Raw genomic sequence first — 16,893 nt, forward strand, 5'->3', positions numbered from 1 at the left:
TTCAACTTTCGAAAGCCCGCCAAACTAGTCCTCATTTGGCGGGCAAATCTCAACCCCCCGCCAAACCAGCCTCCATTTGGCGGGCAAATCTCAACCCCCCGCCAAACCAGCCTCCATTTGGCGGGCACAACCCAAGAGCCCGCCAAATCAACTTCCATTTGGCGGGCTCTTGCATATTTAATACTTATTTACTTCTAACTACTAACTACTAAACTTTCTCAACCACCATACTAATTCCCATGCCGCCACCGATACACAAGGAGGCTAAGCCATATTGGGCTTCTGGTTGACGTAACATTTCGTGGATTAAAGTGGCGGAAACACGGGCACCGGAGGCTCCGATTGGGTGCCCGATAGCGACAGCGCCACCGTTGAGATTTATTTTTTTAGATAGTTCTTCTTCAGGCACATCTAAATCGTCACTTAATTGCTTAATGACGGCTAATGATTGTGCAGCAAAGGCTTCATTCAGTTCAACTACAGCCATTTGATCCATTGATAAGCCGGTTTTCTTTAAAACAGAATGGATAGCATTGACTGGACCAATCCCCATAATACTTGGGTCGACGCCACTTTGGCCGAAACCAAGGACTTCTACTAAAGGTGTCAATTGATGTTGTTGCACAAAGCTTTCTGAAACAACGAAAGCAAAAGCAGCACCATCATTTAAACCAGAAGCATTCCCAGCGGTTACCGAGCCTTCAAGATCGAAAGCTGGGCGAAGTTGACCAAGTTTTTCCAAAGTAGTCGTCTGGTTAATGTACTCATCTTCCTCAAAAACAAATTCGCCTTTGCGGGTTTTAACGACAACGGGAATAATTTCATCTTTGAACTTGCCATCTGCTTGAGCAGCGCGGGCTTTCTCTTGTGAGTTCATGGCAAACGCATCTTGCGCTTCGCGGCTAAGGTGATATTTATTAGCGAGGTTTTCGGCGGTTACGCCCATATGGATGTTTTCAAAGGCATCGGTTAAACCGTCGCGCAATAAGGTGTCATCCATCGTGAAAGCACCCATCTTGTGACCTTTACGCAAGTTGTTAGCCGCTACGAATTTAGCTTGTGACATTGACTCAACGCCGCCGGCAATAATACAATCTGCTTCACCAGCTTTAATGTGGGTATAAGCTTCATAAATTGACTTCATGCCACTTCCACAGAGCATATTCACAGCATAGGCAGGAATTTCGTTGGAAACACCTGAATTGACTGAAATTTGGCGAGCCACATTTTGACCATGACCAGCACTTAGAACGTTCCCAATGATGACTTCTTTAACATTATCTTTTACAACTGGATGTTGCTCTAACATCGATGTTAATAATTGGGTGCCGAGTTCAACAGGCGTTAAATCTGAGATTGAACCTAGGAAACTGCCTACAGCCGTCCGGTTAATAGCTAATAGATAAACTTTTTCTGTCATTATAGACGCATGCCCCCATTGACACCTAACACTTGACCGTTGACATAAGAAGCTTCGTCACTGGCTAAGAATAAAGCGGCATTAGCAATTTCAATCGGTTCACCTAAACGTTTCATTGGATTAGTATCTTTCATCGATTGAATAATTTTTTCTGGAACGGTATCTAAAATAGATGTATTAATATAACCTGGTGCGATACAGTTGGTTCTAACTTGTGCCCCTTTACGTGTAAATTCTTTAGCCCAAGTGTAAGTTAAGCCAATCACGCCCGCTTTAGTTGCTGCATAATTGGATTGTCCGATATTCCCATATTCGCCTACAACAGAAGAAATATTGATGACTGAACCTGTACCTTGTTCAATCATATGTGGACTCACAGCACGTGTCACATTGAATACACCTTTCAAGTTAACGTTGATAACACGATCCCATTGATCATCAGTCATTTTGTTCAATAAAGCATCCGCTGTAATACCAGCGTTATTAACCAAAATATCAATTTTTCCGTATTTTTCAAAAACCTCCGCAATAACAGCGTTCACTTTTTCTGAATCTGTTACATTTAACTCAAAAAAATCAACATCTGCTTCTGTGGGTGCCTTTAGGTCTAGCGAAACAACTTTTGCGCCTTCTTCTTTAAAACGCTTCGCCATTTCAGCTCCTAATCCTTGACTTCCTCCAGTGATTAATGCAACTTTATCTTTTAAACGATCCATCTTTAACTCCCTTTCTCGTTCGGTTTAGTAAATATCCCATTTTCTAATACGTTCATAAATTCATCGGCTACTTCATTAATGTCTTCATCATTTTGCATCATCCCATAACGGATACCTAAAAAGGTATGTGCCCCGATTAGGATATAGGCTAATACTTCTGGATTTTCAGTCGTCACTTCACCTTGCTCACCGGCACGTTGAATTTGACGAATATAACTAGCCGCAAAATCACGATAATAGTTAAAGAAAATCTCTTTATCAATATAAATTGATTCCCATAAGATATTATACATATCGGGATTTTCACGAACTAATTCAATAAAAGTAATTAAACCTTGGCGTTCGGCTTCCCGCCGATTCGATGTTTTACCTGTACGAGCTTTTATCTTCGAACGAATTTCCAAGCCATATTGTTCAACGATATATTTATATAATGAATATTTGTCTTGAAAATATAGGTAAAAAGCACCGACACTCGTGTTAGCCGTATTGGTTATATCTTTAATTTTTGTTTTATTATATCCATTTTTATAAAAATGAAAACGCGCAGACGCAACTAAATCATCCACTGTTTTCCTACCTTTATCGGTCAAAGGTTGATTAATTAAATCCATGATGTCATACTCCCTAATTTATTTTACTTCTATTATAGGTAATTCTGGTCATGGAAACAAACCTAATTATACGATTGATAATGGCGCTGGTGTCTCAAGAAAACCAATGAGAGCCCCTAAAAATTCCTGAGGTTTTTCATACATTGAGGCATGTCCACACGATTGAATCACTGAAAACTGTGCATTTTCGATGGCTTCATAGAGTTCTCTTTGTTGATCAAGCGGGGTAATCAAATCATGACTAGCTCCCAGTATATAAGTAGGTTGAGTGATTTTGTGTAACTCACTCCGACTATCATAGGATTCAGCACTCGTAATCAAGCGTTTCATTCGCTCTAAATAGCCCGGTTGACTAAATACTCCTAGTAACAATTCTTGACGTTTCTTAAACCAAGCTTGATTATTATTATAAAACGCAGGTGAATAAATAATCGGAATGGTTGATAAATAGAAGTTTAACGGACTTTGCATCGCTTCAATCCATGAACGTCCAATATCTTTTAACCAATCATTCGTATTCGGACAAGCATTTGATAAAAATAATTTGTTTACATAGCTACCATATTTTACCGTAAATTGAATAGCTACTTCACTACCATAAGAGATGCCCATGATATTGACGGTTTCCAACGTCAGAAAATCTAAAAAGGCTTTAATTAATTCAACTTGATCGGCTTGCGTGTAATCGTCAGTAGCCGCTGCAGATTGACCTTGATCTAACATATCCACTAAAATCAATTGATACCGTTCACTTAAAGTCTCCACCATAAAGGTCCAACTATTCGTTGTCATCATGAGACCATTAAGCACCAAAAGCGGTGTCCCTTCACCATGAACCTCATAATAAATATCCTGCCCACGGAAATTAAACAGCATGATGTTCACCGATTAGACCAATGTCAATCGCTTGTTGTAATAATTCATCTCTAAATTTTGGATGAGCGATATTTATTATGGATTTTATCCGTTCAAAACTGTTTTTCCCTTTTAAATGCGCAACACCATATTCCGTCACTAAATAATCCACATCGTTACGTTGCAAGGTGACAGCAGCACCTGGTGTTAGTTGTGAGACAATTTTACTTGTTTCAACCCGTTCACCCGTAACCGGATCTTTCTTCATGTAAGTGGAGTATAAAGCGATAAACGAACGTCCACCTTTAGAATAGTTAGCGCCACGAACGGTGTCTACTTGACCCCCTGTACCACTGAATTGACGCGAACCAATCGATTCTGACGCACATTGACCCGTTAAATCCACTTCGAGTGTGGTATTAATGGACACTTGATTATCATTTTTAGCAATATTATAAGGATTGTTAACATAATTGCCATCTAAAACCATAACAGCTGGGTTATCATCCACAAAGTCGTACAGTTCTTGATCTCCCATAATAAATGTTGTGACAATCTTACCTTTTTCTGATTGTTTGTTTTTTCCAGTAATAACCCCGGCTTTAGCTAATTTAGCCACCTCAGCTGTTAACATTTCCGTATGTACCCCTAAATCTTTTTTACCATATAAGGATTTGGCTACAGCATTAGGAATGCCACCAATACCTAATTGAATACAATCTCCATCATTAATAAAATCGGCAATATATTTTCCAATAATTTCATCTTTTTCTTTTGGTTCAACCACAGGTAATTCAGGAACTTTATGATCGGCTTGAATAAAGAAATCAACTTCTGAATAGTGCACTTGAACATCACCAAATGTACGTGGGTAGTTCGGATTCGTTTCTAAGATAACAATATCAGCTGCATCCATCATCTTACGTTCGTAAGTATTACCGGTTGATAAAGATACATAACCATGTTTATCAATGGATGAACATGCTCCAATATAAATATCAGGCGTATTGGTTGCTAAAAAATGTTCTCCCGCCAAATGTAAGTTGTTTGGTATAAACGTCGCATCACCGCGATCATGCATCCCTTGGATGCCACGTGAATAAAACCATGAGGCTAGCAGAAATTTCCCTGAGTATTCTTCATGCATAAACTCATAATCTACCATCGACAAACAATTTGATATTCTAATTTGATTAATACGATCACTAATGGTATGAATCTGTGTTAACATAGCTTGGGCTTCTGAGCAGCCCAAGCCTGTTACCACATGCATACCGTCCTTAATCTTATCCAGTCCTTCTTGAACTGTAATATAATTAATTTCGGTCAATTCTATCGTCCTTCCTCTTTCGACTAAGTAATAGCATCGGCTGTTGCACCGATAGTTATTGGTATTATTCTGCGCTAACACCACTTAGGATATCAGCTGATGAACGTAATGGTTCGATTTCTTCCCAAGTTGTTTCACCAGAAATACGTGATAAGTTCATTTCTTGTGTTCCTAAACGTTGGCCGTTAGAGAAGTCAATCACACCACCAAATGGATTTTTAACTGGTTCAGATTCCATTGCATCGATGTAACCATCCCAAGTTAATTCTTGGCCTTCCATACGTCTTAAACCTTCAGTGAAGAAGTGAGCCGCAATCCAACCAGTCATAGCATAAACGTTGTTATCATAATCATCGACAATCCATTCGTTCATTAAGGCTAAGTTTGTTTGTGCTTCTTCACTGGTTAAATCAACCCAACCATTTCCGTAAACTTCAAAGTTGCCTTCGATATCGCCCCATACTTGCGAAGCAATTGAAGCATCCACGTTTACATAAGTTGTGATAACATCGGATGTGTTACCTTGAGCCGCTAAAGCTTTAACGATGGTTGGGAATGTTTGTTGAATAGCTGCACCAATAATAAAGTCTACATCTTCTTGTAAAACAGATGTGACAGCCGCACTCACGTCAGTTGCACCTGCTGCAACTTGTTCAGCCACTAATTCAATACCTAATTCTTCCGCTTTTTGAGTTGCTCCAGCTAACATATCGTTACCAGCATCATCTGTTGTATAAATAATACCGATTTTAGTTGCATCAAAGTTACCGACAGCACGCGAAACCATCATTTCACCTTCAGTGATGTAGATAGGTTGGACTGGCATAATAACACGGTCTGCACCTTCAGCAGGGTTAGCATACAATTGTCCAATACCTGTTGCAAAGTAAACTGCAGGGATACCATAAGCTTTAATATCATTAATGGTTGCAGCGACAACTGGTGTACCGAAGTGACCCACTAGAGCAAAAATTTCTTCATCTTCAACTAATGTTTGTAAAGCTGCTTTACCTTTAGCCGGATCAAACTCATCATCAATGTGAACGAATTGAATTTCACGTCCATCAACGCCACCTTCAGTGTTCACCATATCGAAATAAGCCATAATACCATTATTAAATGGATCCCCAACTGGTGCGTAAGCGCCAGAAATCGCAGCTGAGTTACCTACTTTAATGGATGTATCGTCAAAACCTTGATTAGCACTAACTGATACCGTCGCACCTAAAACTGAACTAAGAGTTAAAGCCGCTGTTGCAACAACAAGTTGAATTTTTTTAAATTTTTTCATTAAGAAATTCCTCCAAATTTTATTTTGTTTTTCCTAAATAGGATTCAATCAAAGTACTATCATTTAATAAAACGTCACTAGTACCTTCATTACTAATTCGACCAACTTCTAAAACATAAGCATAATCAGCAATTTTCAATGTTTGAACCGCATTTTGCTCTACAATTAAAACGGTTGTCCCTTGCTTAGCAATATCACTAATGATTTCTAAAATATTCTTAACAATGATTGGTGCCAATCCTAGTGACGGCTCATCAAGTAGCAATAACTTAGGATTATTCATTAAGGCTCTACCAATCGCTAACATCTGTTGTTCTCCACCTGACAAAGTAACGGCCGGTTGACTTAAGCGCTCCTCCAATCTAGGGAAAAAGGAAAAGACTTTCTCTAGATTTTCGTTGACAACATCTTTACTCTTTATAACATACCCCCCAATGAGTAAATTTTCTTTAACAGTCAAATCAGGAAAAATCTGTCTTCCCTCAGGTGACTGGCTGATACCTAAACGCGTTATTTTTTCAGGAGCTAATTTAGTGATGTCAGTGCCATCAAAATAAATCTTCCCCTTAGACGACGGTGTAACCCCTGAAATGGTGCTTAACAAACTTGTTTTACCGGCACCATTAGCACCGATTAAAGCCACAATGGTCCCTTCTTTAACTTCCATCGAAATTCCTTTAACAGCTCGAATGGGTCCATAGCTGACTTCAAGATCTTCAATCCGTAATAATGCATCTTGTCCCATTAACTATCTACCCCCAAATATGCTGATTGAACTTCTTCATTATTTTGAATATCTTTAGGTGATCCAATCGTTAATAAACGGCCAAAGTTAATGGCACAAATACGATCACAAATACCCATAACCAGTCCCATATCATGTTCAATAAGCAAAATAGTTAAATCATATTGCTTTCTAATATCGACAATCAACTGGGCAAACTCTTCTGTTTCACGGTCGTTTAAACCAGCTGCCGGTTCATCTAAAATAATTAATTTCGGATTACTCATTAAGGCACGAGCAAACTCGACTTTTTTACGAATACCGTATGACTGCGAACCAACTGGTGAATCTTTCAAATGTAATAGACCAAATTGATCAAGAATACCTTCCGCTTTTTCGATATTATCAGCTTCTTCTTGAAGCACTTTTTTGGTTGGAAAAATTTGTTGCAGCAGATTAGATTTATATTCCTTATGCGCTCCAATCAAGACATTCTCCAAAATCGTTAATTCGCGAACTACTTCCACATTTTGAAAAGTACGCACAATACCATATTTAATAACATCGTGCACTTTTAAGTCCATTAAATTTATGGTTTCTGAACCATTTCTAAATATCGCTTCACCTGAATCGGGTTTATAAAACTGCGTAATACAGTTAAAAACCGTCGTCTTGCCAGCCCCATTCGGTCCAATTAAACCATAAATTTCACCTTCATTAATTTCAAAAGTTAAATCATCAACCGCTTTGAGTCCCCCAAAAGAAATGGACAAATTATTAACTGATAAGATAGCATTACTCATTCTCTGCCACCTCTTTCTTAGTGATGCGGTTATACCAATTTCTAACATCATATTTTAAATGCGCAATCCCATTTGGATAGTAAAGGACAAACAAAATAATCAGTACACCTTTAATAACCGGTGACATCGACGCAAATATTGGGATAGGTTTTAAGACGATTTCGGTTAAACCATAAATAATAAAAGCACCAACTAGCGTTCCTCTAATAGAGCGGAATCCGCCAATAACAATAATTGCCAAGATATCGAGGGACAAGTTCAAGGTCCAAGTCGTTGGATAAGAAATTCCAATATAATGAACGTATAGAACCCCTGCCACCGAAGCAAACATCGTTGCTAAACCAAAGGCAATTAAACGATATTTAAATAAGTTAACACCCATCGCTTGAGCTGAAGATTCTGACCCACGCATCGCATTTAAAGCACGACCAATATGGCCTTTCGTCACGTTATACATAATAATAAACATAATAATCATGACAATAACGATAAAATAATACATGCCCCGACGCGTCAATTGATCCCCAATTAAAAACTGTGGAAAGCCAGCTAAAGCACCCGACGTTGCATTCGTAAATTCAGGGACATTTAAAAAGATCTCACGAAATATCTCTGAAACCACCAAGGTCGCAATCCCTAAATAAATACCTTCGAATTTCAAAGATAGAACCCCTACCAAAACACCTAATAAGGTCGGCACAGCCACTGCCACAATTAAAGCGACTTCAAACGTCAACCCTAAATTCTCAGTAATATAAGCGGATGTATAAGCAGCTAACCCCATAAAACCAGCCGTACCCAGCGACAGCAAACCACCATAACCAAGTAAAATATTCAAGCCTAAAGCAGCAATTGTATAAATTAAGGTCGTTCCAATAATCGTTACATGTCCTGCCCGCAAAATACCCATATCATTCAATGTTGGAACAAGCATAAAGAGAAGGCCTAAAATAATATATTCAAAATACTTACGTCTATCTTTTGATAAAATACTATTCATCATTACACCTTCTTCACACGTTTTTTGCCAAATAAACCATAAGGTTTAAAATACATAACTAACAATAACAAAGCATAAATAACCGGCTTACCCCAAACCGTTCCAAGCGGCATATACACTTGATAAAGATTCAAAGCAATTGAAATTAAATAGGAAGCAATGACCGCACCATAAAACGTATTAAATCCACCTAAAACCGTCGCAAGAAAGGCAGTAATTTGAATATCATTCATAAATACGAGCGACACACTTGAATAAGGCGCTGTCATAACTCCACTCATCAAAGATAAAACACCAGCCACAGCCCAAGATAACATGGTAATATTTTTACTAGGTACCCCCATCATACGGGCTACTTTTTCATTTGAAGCCGTTGTACGAATCGCTAAACCTAATTTTGTCTTTTGAATAATAGCAAATAATCCAAGCATAATAGCCGCAGCTAAAAAGATATTAAATAAAGCATTATATGAAATTGAAGCACCTAGAATCGTCATTGATCCTTGAGGGATAAAACGCGGCATATTTAAGTTATATACCCCAAAAATCATCGGCGCTAAACCTAATAATATCGACGAAATACCTAACGTAATAATTTGTTTCCCAATCGGGTTCGCACTACTAGCACGACGCATAATTAACACGTCGATTAAAACCCCAATAATCACCGCTGTAATGATCCCTACTAATAAGGCAGGCACTAGTCCCATTCCACGATCATGGATAAGTTTAGCAACCGTATAAGTTGAAAACATCCCAATCGTGGCTTGCGCAAAGTTTGTCGCATAGGAGGTTCGATAAACTAAAATAATCCCTAATGCAGCCAGAGCATACATACTTCCGTACTCAATACTCCTTAAAACAACACCTACTAAATCACTCATGATACGGCCCCCATTTAATGACATTAGCTGCCCAAGCATAACCAATTCCAGCAGCAATGGTACAAACAACGGAGCCATCTTGAATCTTACCTTGCTCTAAACCTAATTGCATTGAAATCATTTGATCGATTTGCCCAACATGACCATAGTCTTCCAAGTAGACACTTTGATCTTCGGTCAAGTTCAAGCGATTCAACATATCTAAATGACCTGAACGTTTAATATGTAAGATATTTAAGTAATCAATATCATCACGAGTTAAGTCACTCTTTGCTAATGCTTCATCAATACATAGCATCCAATTGTCCATTGATTTCGTATTCAACATTGCCTTTAGTTCAGGCGCATTCATTAATTTCAATGAATGATAAGCTTCTTCGACATTATCTTTAGTGGCAGGCTGATTAATACCACCAATTTCAACACCGGCATAATGGGCAACAGAACCATCACTAATAATTTTAGAGCCTAATAAAACATTTTTCCCAGCATTTTTTTGCAGAATAAAAGCGCCGCCACCTGCACTTAAGTCAAAGAACATGGACGAATCTTTTTCCGTATAATCAATTAAATCACCATTACGATATCCACCAGCAATTAAGACGGTTTCAATATCATCACTACCTAAAATCATATCTTTCGCCATTTTCATTGCCGAAATAGTTGTTGAGCATCGATTTTGAACATCAATCCCCCAGGCGTTATTCGCTCCAATATAATCTTGGACGACCATTGCAGACGTAGTTAATGGATGCTCTTTCCACTCATCACTAATACACAAAATAACATCAATATCATCCGCTGAAATCCCAGCATCTTCAATCGCTTTTTGAGCTGCCCAAGCACCCATAATTTGCGTACCCTCTTTTTGAGTCGCTTCGTATTTTTGATTGATTCCTAATTTTTCTTTAACCGCTTCAGGTGACCAAACTCCGCCTGTACGTTCCGAAATTTCAACGTTTGAAACGGTATTTTCGGGTAAATAGACACCAATCCCAATTAATCCAACATGTGCCATTCTATCTTCCTCCATCAATTAATAACTTTACTAAACCATCCATATCATCTTGGACAATCGCATGTCCTGCCCCTTCAAAAACATGAAGCGTTGCTTGATCCCCAAACACGGTTTTCATTAACTCTGCCTCACTCACAGGGACAACCAAATCCTTTTCACCATGAATAATAAATACCTCTGCTTTAATCCCATGAACGTGTCCAGACCCTTCAGCCACCCCATTGGATTCATCCGTAATATTGAAATGAACTAAACTGTAATCAATATCTACCAGATTTCTTTGTTTCAAAATTTCAGTCAAATACTGATTATATTCATCCTCTTCTGGCTGCGTCTGAGTGTAAATACTGTAATTCCAAATCGTTCTCATAGCTTCTGTATCATTATCTTCATACAACTTCAATACAGGTAAAACTTGAACTGGATCTTGCGCTATCTCCTCTTTTGTTGTTAAACGCTCTGTAAGGATCGGTTGAAATTGGCTATCTTTCTTAAACATAGGATATCCTTTTGGACCTACCGAACTTAATAGATAGACTTTTTTCACGCGCTCAGGTATCAAGTATGCCAATTCTAAAGCAATCCCTCCACCCGTTGACCATCCTAATACATCAAATGTCTCTAAGTTCATCGCATCGACAAGTTCAAGTACGTCTTCTGCAAACTCCAATAGACTACTATGTTCACGATTATAACTACTATCACCAAACCCTGGTAAATCTAACGCTACTAAATGATAATTGGATGATAAACGCTCCATTAATGTTTGAAAATGAATCGACGAACTCATATTCCCATGAATAAGTAACAAGGTTGGCAAGCCAGTTCCTTCATTCAATTGTCTATAAGTTATTTTCTCACCATTTTCTAATCCGATTATATTGACTTCCAAATTTATCATAATAACCACTCCTTTTCTATAACTGAGCATCAATTCACGTGAACGTTATTACACCTAAATAATAACACATTCTGACAACATTTCAAGCGCTTCCATAAAAATAGTTTTTCCTCCTATTTTCTTTTTTCAATAAAATCCAAATTACCCAAATTTTATTTTTATTATTTGTGAATTCGTTCTCAATCCATTTTTATTAATTCGTGCTAACGTTTGCGTCTACTCCATGTATTCTCAATTTTTTCCTGTAAACGATTTAAATTGATGATTAATAAATTTTATGGCTTGTGAAATTTACACAATGATTTTCCTTCCTTTTTTTGATAGCGTTTTTCAAAAAATTATTTTTTTATTCGTCTTTTTTGAAGGCGTTTTTCCTTATTTCGAATCCAATTGGAAAGGATAATAAAATAGATCAGTCTTTAAATCGGAACTGATACTTTCCACTTAAGCGATTAGGTCGATTGAAGTAGCTAATGGCCTATCAGTCAGTTCGCTATGTGGTATGTAGGAAGTGTAGGTAAGTAGGAAGTGAAGAACTGTCATTTCTCACTTACGAAGGACCGGGTGATTTAAACTACAGTATTGTGGAAGATAAAATATTGTTTATTGTTGGTTGAGTTAGTGTATCACTTCTCCAGCAATTAAATATTGCGGCGGGGTTAATATAACCCCTTGTCAAAAACCAAAGTAAACCTAAGTTGAAGAACTTATCTTCTTCCATTTGACGGGTTATCTTTAATTGACGGGTTTATTGTCATGTAGAAAAATCTGAGTGACAATGGGACGGTTTATTGTCATGGGAGAAAATCTGAGTGACAATGAGGCGGTTTAATGTCATGAGAGAAAATCTGAGTGACAATGAGACGGCTTATTGTCATGGGAGAAAATCTGAGTGACAATGAGAGGGTTTATTGTCATGGGAGAAAATCTGAGTGACAATGAGGCGGTTTAATGTCATGAGGGAAAATCTGAGTGACAATGAGAGGGTTTATTGTAAGTGGGAAGTGAAGAACCGTCATTTCTCACTTTCGTGGGCGCACACATATTGGAGCAGTTGTTGTGAGCGTGAAACTAAGTGGGAATGTGTGATCATTAAATAAACGACAAATTAGGCTATTCGGTCATGAATTTAGGTATTTGGTGACTGATTAGCTTTATTTAAAGCTCGCTCACTTCCCGCTTACCTCCCAACCGCCAGAGAGAAGTCTGAGAGGCGGATGGCCAGAGGGAAGCCTGAGTGGCGGTTGGCCTTTACAAACCGCCAGAGGGAAGCCTGAGTGGCGGATGGAATAAAAAAAGCGACTTGTTAATTTGACGGTCTTTCACTTCCCGCTTACGTTTATTGTCATGGGGAGAAATCTGAGTGACAATGGGACGGTCTGTCACCTCCCACTTACAGTGTAGGAAGTAAGTGAGAAGCGAAGAACCGTCATTTCTCATTTACGTAGGCGCACACATATTCGGGCAGTTGTTGTGTGCGTGAAACTAAACAGGAAATGTGTGACCTTTAATAAACGACAAATTAGGCTATTCGGTCATGAAATTAGGTATTGGGTGACCGATTAGCTTTATTTAACGTTCGCTCACTTCCCGCTTATGTAGGAACAGGTTGATTATGGATACAGCATCGCGTTAAACAGCATATTCTCAATTTGATGGCGAAGTCCTTATTCCTCTTCGCCACCAATTAAATTAGATGGCGAAGCTCATATATCTCCTCGCCACCAATTAAATTTGATGGCGAAGTCCTTATTCCTCCTCGCCACCAATCAAATTTGATGGCGAAGCTCTTATTCCTCCTCGCCACCAATTAAAATTATCCTTATTTGATGGACCAATCTTAGGTTGACGGTCGACGGTCACTAGTCACATTTGCTGACTAAGTGGAACGAATTCAGTGAGAATATCCCACTTAACCAACTAAGTGGAACGAACTCACTCAGAATATTCCACATAACCGACTAAGTGGAACGAACTCACACAGTATTTTTTGTAAAAACAAACAAAAACCCCTCAAGTAAAGGGTGCTTGTGGCACGACTTACTTAAGGGGTGGGTGGCAGTGATATTTATTTAGCCTAAAGAGCCGCCTTCGGTTAGGTGGACAGGGAGCCAGAGTTTTTCGGCGGCTTGGTCGTTGAGCATGGCGTTGAGCATGGTGGCAATCATGTCGCTCCATTGATCAATTTCGTAGCCGACGCTTGTCAAGCGGGGTGTGACTACTTGACCCATTTCAGAGTTATCAAAACCAGCGATCAGAATGTCTTTGCCGATGGTTAAATCTGTATTCAAAAGATAGCGATAGACACCAACGGCCATTTCATCGTTTAAGGAGATGACTTTCAAGGGTTGGCCCTGATAAGCCTTCACTAACTGTTTGGCTGCAAAGTAACCTGATAATTCGGTGAACTTACCTTCGAGCACCTCATAATCAATCGCATGCGACTCGAGCCATTCCACACTATGCGACAGGCGTTGCTCATTATCAAATGAATTTTTAGGACCACTAATAATGAACACTTTGTCGGTTTTAGTTTCCGTTAAGCGCGATAATACTAGTTCAACGCCATGATAGTTATCAACCAAAATTTGTCCAACCAAGTCGGAATCAATCTCACGGTCTAAAACGACAAATTTGCGTCCCATATGGGTGTATTTCAAAATATCTTCGGTTGTAAATTTCCAATCTAAAATAACGGCCGCATCCACCATTTGCTCGGGAAGAAAGCGATGCGATTTGATTCCTGTACATACAATCATTTCATAATGGTATTTTTCTAAGGAAATTTTCAATGCATCGAGTAGACGACCATAAAAATTGCCTCCAAAGTCAGCCAAATAGATGGCAATTACATCCGTTGCCTTTGTTTTTAAGGTACGAGCAGCTCGATTGGGGATATAGTTTATGTCATCGGCAATTTTGATGATGCGTTGACGCGTCTTCTCATTGACTTTATCGACTCCATTCAAGGCATAGGAAACAGTTGAGATTGAAACACCAGCAGCTTTCGCTATGTCTTTAATATTTACCATACAATCGTCTCTCCTCTAATCTTTCTGTACATTAAATTATAGCAGTTATTCACCTACAAATATACTTATTTTTTCACGAAACCTAATAATTCTGCGCCTCGTTGCACGATTGGGTGTTGCATATATAAGTCCCAAACTAAGCCTGTATGATAATTTTCAATCATCAATAGCGAAATGCCTTTGTCAATCCCAATATCCCGACTAGCCATCCATAGTTCATCTTGCTCCCAATTATAGGCATCTAAGAAACCATATGTCCCCCACAGACCAGGGACGTCATGATAAAAATATTCAACGGCTTTTTTGCTTTCTTCAGGCGTAAACACTAACGAACCAATCGCTGCACATGGAGCAATCGTTCCATCATTAAAGAACTCAATTTCATGCCCCGTTACATACGGCGGCGCACCATAAGCCCGGTAGCCATTCGGTCCATCACACGCTGTCCAACCCCAGGAAACATCTGAATAGGTTTTAAAGCCATTGGGATTATCCACCGCATACTGGTATTGTGCCAAGCTAGCTTGGACGGAATTGTCAAACCAGTCAACCCCATTTTTATCTAATACACCCTGAAAATTAAACCAAGCATGGGAAAACTGATGGGTAAATAACGGATTATTGACCGCCGAAATAAACTGATACTCACCATATTCAGCCTGCAAACGGTCAAAACCATCATAAATTTCGACCGGCACTGGATGCGTTGGCGAAGCGACACCCAAAATATAGGTCATCAATTGTTCCGCGTAATTCCCCCAATGTCCAAAGCCACCTTTATCTTCTTGAATGCCCATATAAAACATATTAGCGGGTTCATCATAGTAAACCGTCCAATCAATCCGCTGATAAATTTGATCAAAATATTCCGCGCATTTTCCACCAAAAAAAGTAGCCACCACAATTCCGCCATTTAAAAACAATGACGTATCAATAATCGATGGACAGTCATAAAACGGTTGATTTTTTTCAGCGGTGTCAATATTTAGAAAATGATAAAAGAACCCTTGATAATGTTCTGCGTGATTCAAAAAAGTTGCCAAAGTTCCTTCGGCACGCTCCAAGCCCTCCGCTTTGCTAATCCAACCGCGTTCAACGGCAATCGGAATCCCGCTCAAAGCAAACCCCACCGCCGCAATACTCGCCATCTGCCGATTTTTCTTGCCGCTACCATCACGCACCAAACCGTATCCTGGACTATCAGGATCACTATTGGCTTCCTTCCATAAATAATCAAAGCTAGCCCTAGCCTCTAATTGCAGTATCTCTTCGACTGTTTTCGTCATAACCTTCTCCTTTATCCAAATAAATACCTCTGCTACTCGCCGGTAATACCCGATTTATCAACACTATCCACAAACCAGCGTTGCGCGATAAAATAAATCACTAATAAGGGTAATATCGATAATAAAGTAGCTGCTAACTCAATGGCTTCATTGATGCCACCCAGACCGTCCACATTTTGACCTGCCGGGAACATACTATTATAAGAGGATACAAACCGCTGCAATTCTAACTGCAAGGTCGTCAATGAATCCCCAAAATAAATTGAAGCCAAGTACGTTTCATTCCAATACCAAACGAGTGAAAACAGAAACGATATAATAAATGCCGAAGTTGCCATCGGAATGGCTACCCGTGTAAATATAGTAAACTCATTGGCGCCATCCAAACGAGCAGCCTCAATTAAAGACGTCGGAATATTGCGGAAATTTTGATAAAAAATCAAAATAAATATCGCACTATTAATCCCCTGCCCTAAACCAGCTGGAATAATATAGGCTAGTATACTACCTAAAATCCCTAAGCGATTAAACAAAATATAGGTAGGAATCACCGTTACTTGTGAAGGCACCAAAAAGGTCGCTAAAACTAAGCCTAATAAAATTTTATGCCCAGGGAAACGATAACGACCAAAGCCATAGCCCACAAGAGCTGCTACCGCTGTTTGTGCCATGGAAGGCAGAACCGCTACAATAATCGTTTGACCTAAAGTCCTTGCATAATCTAAGACCTCATACGCACGTCGGAAATTTTCCGTATACCATTCAGTAGGAAGCCAATTCACTGAACTATTAATTAAATCCCCCATATTTTTAAAACTCATCGAAACCATATAGAGTAAGGGCAAAATAAAACAGAAACCAATGGCGATTAATAAGACATACGTAAAAAATTTACGTAAGAAACCTACCCTTTGATTATTACCAAAGAGAAATTTATTTAAACGCGATTGACCGCTTTTATTTTTAGGACGTGAAACATTAAAACGGTGCTTTGTTTCGATTGAAGCCATCATCCATCC

The 16,893-nt window shown here is 39.0% G+C and carries 15 protein-coding genes; all 15 read right to left on the reverse strand.

Annotated features, from left to right (window positions below):
• Positions 1-208: 208 nt before the first annotated feature.
• Positions 209-1,420, reverse strand: coding sequence for an acetyl-CoA C-acetyltransferase (locus NRE15_RS04810; RefSeq protein ID WP_313794467.1), 1,212 nt, complete (start codon positions 1,418-1,420; stop codon positions 209-211).
• Positions 1,420-2,136: a beta-ketoacyl-ACP reductase gene (locus tag NRE15_RS04815; RefSeq protein WP_313794468.1), complete on the reverse strand. Its 717-nt coding sequence runs from the start codon at positions 2,134-2,136 to the stop codon at positions 1,420-1,422. Before NRE15_RS04815 ends, NRE15_RS04810 begins: the two co-directional genes overlap by 1 nt.
• Positions 2,137-2,138: 2 nt before the next feature.
• Positions 2,139-2,750: a TetR/AcrR family transcriptional regulator gene (locus NRE15_RS04820; protein ID WP_313794469.1), complete on the reverse strand. Its 612-nt coding sequence runs from the start codon at positions 2,748-2,750 to the stop codon at positions 2,139-2,141.
• Between the two features lie 66 nt (positions 2,751-2,816).
• Complete coding sequence (locus NRE15_RS04825; RefSeq protein ID WP_313794470.1) at positions 2,817-3,626, reverse strand: alpha/beta fold hydrolase; 810 nt, start codon at positions 3,624-3,626, stop codon at positions 2,817-2,819.
• Positions 3,616-4,935 carry an acetyl-CoA hydrolase/transferase family protein gene (locus NRE15_RS04830; protein WP_313794471.1) on the reverse strand — a complete coding sequence of 440 codons (1,320 nt, stop codon included), beginning with the start codon at positions 4,933-4,935 and terminating at the stop codon, positions 3,616-3,618. Before NRE15_RS04830 ends, NRE15_RS04825 begins: the two co-directional genes overlap by 11 nt.
• 64 nt (positions 4,936-4,999) lie before the next feature.
• Entirely contained in the window at positions 5,000-6,226 is a 1,227-nt protein-coding gene (locus NRE15_RS04835) for an ABC transporter substrate-binding protein (protein WP_313794472.1), read from the reverse strand.
• A 19-nt stretch (positions 6,227-6,245) separates the two neighbouring features.
• Positions 6,246-6,971, reverse strand: a complete 726-nt coding sequence (locus NRE15_RS04840) for an ABC transporter ATP-binding protein (RefSeq protein ID WP_313794473.1) — start codon at positions 6,969-6,971, stop codon at positions 6,246-6,248.
• Positions 6,971-7,753 carry an ABC transporter ATP-binding protein gene (locus tag NRE15_RS04845; protein WP_313794474.1) on the reverse strand — a complete coding sequence of 261 codons (783 nt, stop codon included), beginning with the start codon at positions 7,751-7,753 and terminating at the stop codon, positions 6,971-6,973. Before NRE15_RS04845 ends, NRE15_RS04840 begins: the two co-directional genes overlap by 1 nt.
• Positions 7,746-8,753 carry a branched-chain amino acid ABC transporter permease gene (locus NRE15_RS04850; RefSeq protein WP_313794475.1) on the reverse strand — a complete coding sequence of 336 codons (1,008 nt, stop codon included), beginning with the start codon at positions 8,751-8,753 and terminating at the stop codon, positions 7,746-7,748. Before NRE15_RS04850 ends, NRE15_RS04845 begins: the two co-directional genes overlap by 8 nt.
• Before the next feature lie 2 nt (positions 8,754-8,755).
• Positions 8,756-9,637, reverse strand: a complete 882-nt coding sequence (locus NRE15_RS04855) for a branched-chain amino acid ABC transporter permease (protein ID WP_313794476.1) — start codon at positions 9,635-9,637, stop codon at positions 8,756-8,758.
• Entirely contained in the window at positions 9,630-10,655 is a 1,026-nt protein-coding gene (locus NRE15_RS04860; protein ID WP_313794477.1) for a 3-oxoacyl-ACP synthase, read from the reverse strand. The genes NRE15_RS04855 and NRE15_RS04860 overlap by 8 nt, the downstream gene beginning before the upstream one ends.
• A gap of 1 nt (position 10,656) precedes the next feature.
• Positions 10,657-11,556 (reverse strand): intracellular short-chain-length polyhydroxyalkanoate depolymerase, encoded by a 900-nt coding sequence (phaZ, locus tag NRE15_RS04865; RefSeq protein WP_313794478.1) that lies wholly within the window; start codon positions 11,554-11,556, stop codon positions 10,657-10,659.
• A gap of 2,072 nt (positions 11,557-13,628) precedes the next feature.
• Positions 13,629-14,588: a LacI family DNA-binding transcriptional regulator gene (locus NRE15_RS04870; protein ID WP_313794479.1), complete on the reverse strand. Its 960-nt coding sequence runs from the start codon at positions 14,586-14,588 to the stop codon at positions 13,629-13,631.
• Between the two features lie 65 nt (positions 14,589-14,653).
• Entirely contained in the window at positions 14,654-15,874 is a 1,221-nt protein-coding gene (locus tag NRE15_RS04875; RefSeq protein WP_313794480.1) for a glucoamylase family protein, read from the reverse strand.
• 32 nt (positions 15,875-15,906) lie between these two features.
• Positions 15,907-16,884, reverse strand: coding sequence for a carbohydrate ABC transporter permease (locus tag NRE15_RS04880; protein ID WP_313794481.1), 978 nt, complete (start codon positions 16,882-16,884; stop codon positions 15,907-15,909).
• Between the last annotated feature and the right edge of the window lie 9 nt (positions 16,885-16,893).

It is taken from the genome of Fundicoccus culcitae, assembly GCF_024661895.1.
In the GTDB taxonomy this organism is placed as follows: Bacteria; Bacillota; Bacilli; order Lactobacillales; family Aerococcaceae; genus Fundicoccus_A; species Fundicoccus_A culcitae.

Bases quoted from the DNA above. Each gene is read 5' to 3' on its own strand.
- NRE15_RS04810 (WP_313794467.1), bottom strand. From the start codon at position 1,420: ATGACAGAAAAAGTTTATCTATTAGCTATTAACCGGACGGCTGTAGGC.
- NRE15_RS04815 (WP_313794468.1), bottom strand. From the start codon at position 2,136: ATGGATCGTTTAAAAGATAAAGTTGCATTAATCACTGGAGGAAGTCAA.
- NRE15_RS04820 (WP_313794469.1), bottom strand. From the start codon at position 2,750: ATGGATTTAATTAATCAACCTTTGACCGATAAAGGTAGGAAAACAGTG.
- NRE15_RS04825 (WP_313794470.1), bottom strand. From the start codon at position 3,626: ATGCTGTTTAATTTCCGTGGGCAGGATATTTATTATGAGGTTCATGGT.
- NRE15_RS04835 (WP_313794472.1), bottom strand. From the start codon at position 6,226: ATGAAAAAATTTAAAAAAATTCAACTTGTTGTTGCAACAGCGGCTTTA.
- NRE15_RS04840 (WP_313794473.1), bottom strand. From the start codon at position 6,971: ATGGGACAAGATGCATTATTACGGATTGAAGATCTTGAAGTCAGCTAT.
- NRE15_RS04845 (WP_313794474.1), bottom strand. From the start codon at position 7,753: ATGAGTAATGCTATCTTATCAGTTAATAATTTGTCCATTTCTTTTGGG.
- NRE15_RS04850 (WP_313794475.1), bottom strand. From the start codon at position 8,753: ATGAATAGTATTTTATCAAAAGATAGACGTAAGTATTTTGAATATATT.
- NRE15_RS04855 (WP_313794476.1), bottom strand. From the start codon at position 9,637: ATGAGTGATTTAGTAGGTGTTGTTTTAAGGAGTATTGAGTACGGAAGT.
- NRE15_RS04860 (WP_313794477.1), bottom strand. From the start codon at position 10,655: ATGGCACATGTTGGATTAATTGGGATTGGTGTCTATTTACCCGAAAAT.
- phaZ (WP_313794478.1), bottom strand. From the start codon at position 11,556: ATGATAAATTTGGAAGTCAATATAATCGGATTAGAAAATGGTGAGAAA.
- NRE15_RS04870 (WP_313794479.1), bottom strand. From the start codon at position 14,588: ATGGTAAATATTAAAGACATAGCGAAAGCTGCTGGTGTTTCAATCTCA.
- NRE15_RS04875 (WP_313794480.1), bottom strand. From the start codon at position 15,874: ATGACGAAAACAGTCGAAGAGATACTGCAATTAGAGGCTAGGGCTAGC.
- NRE15_RS04880 (WP_313794481.1), bottom strand. From the start codon at position 16,884: ATGGCTTCAATCGAAACAAAGCACCGTTTTAATGTTTCACGTCCTAAA.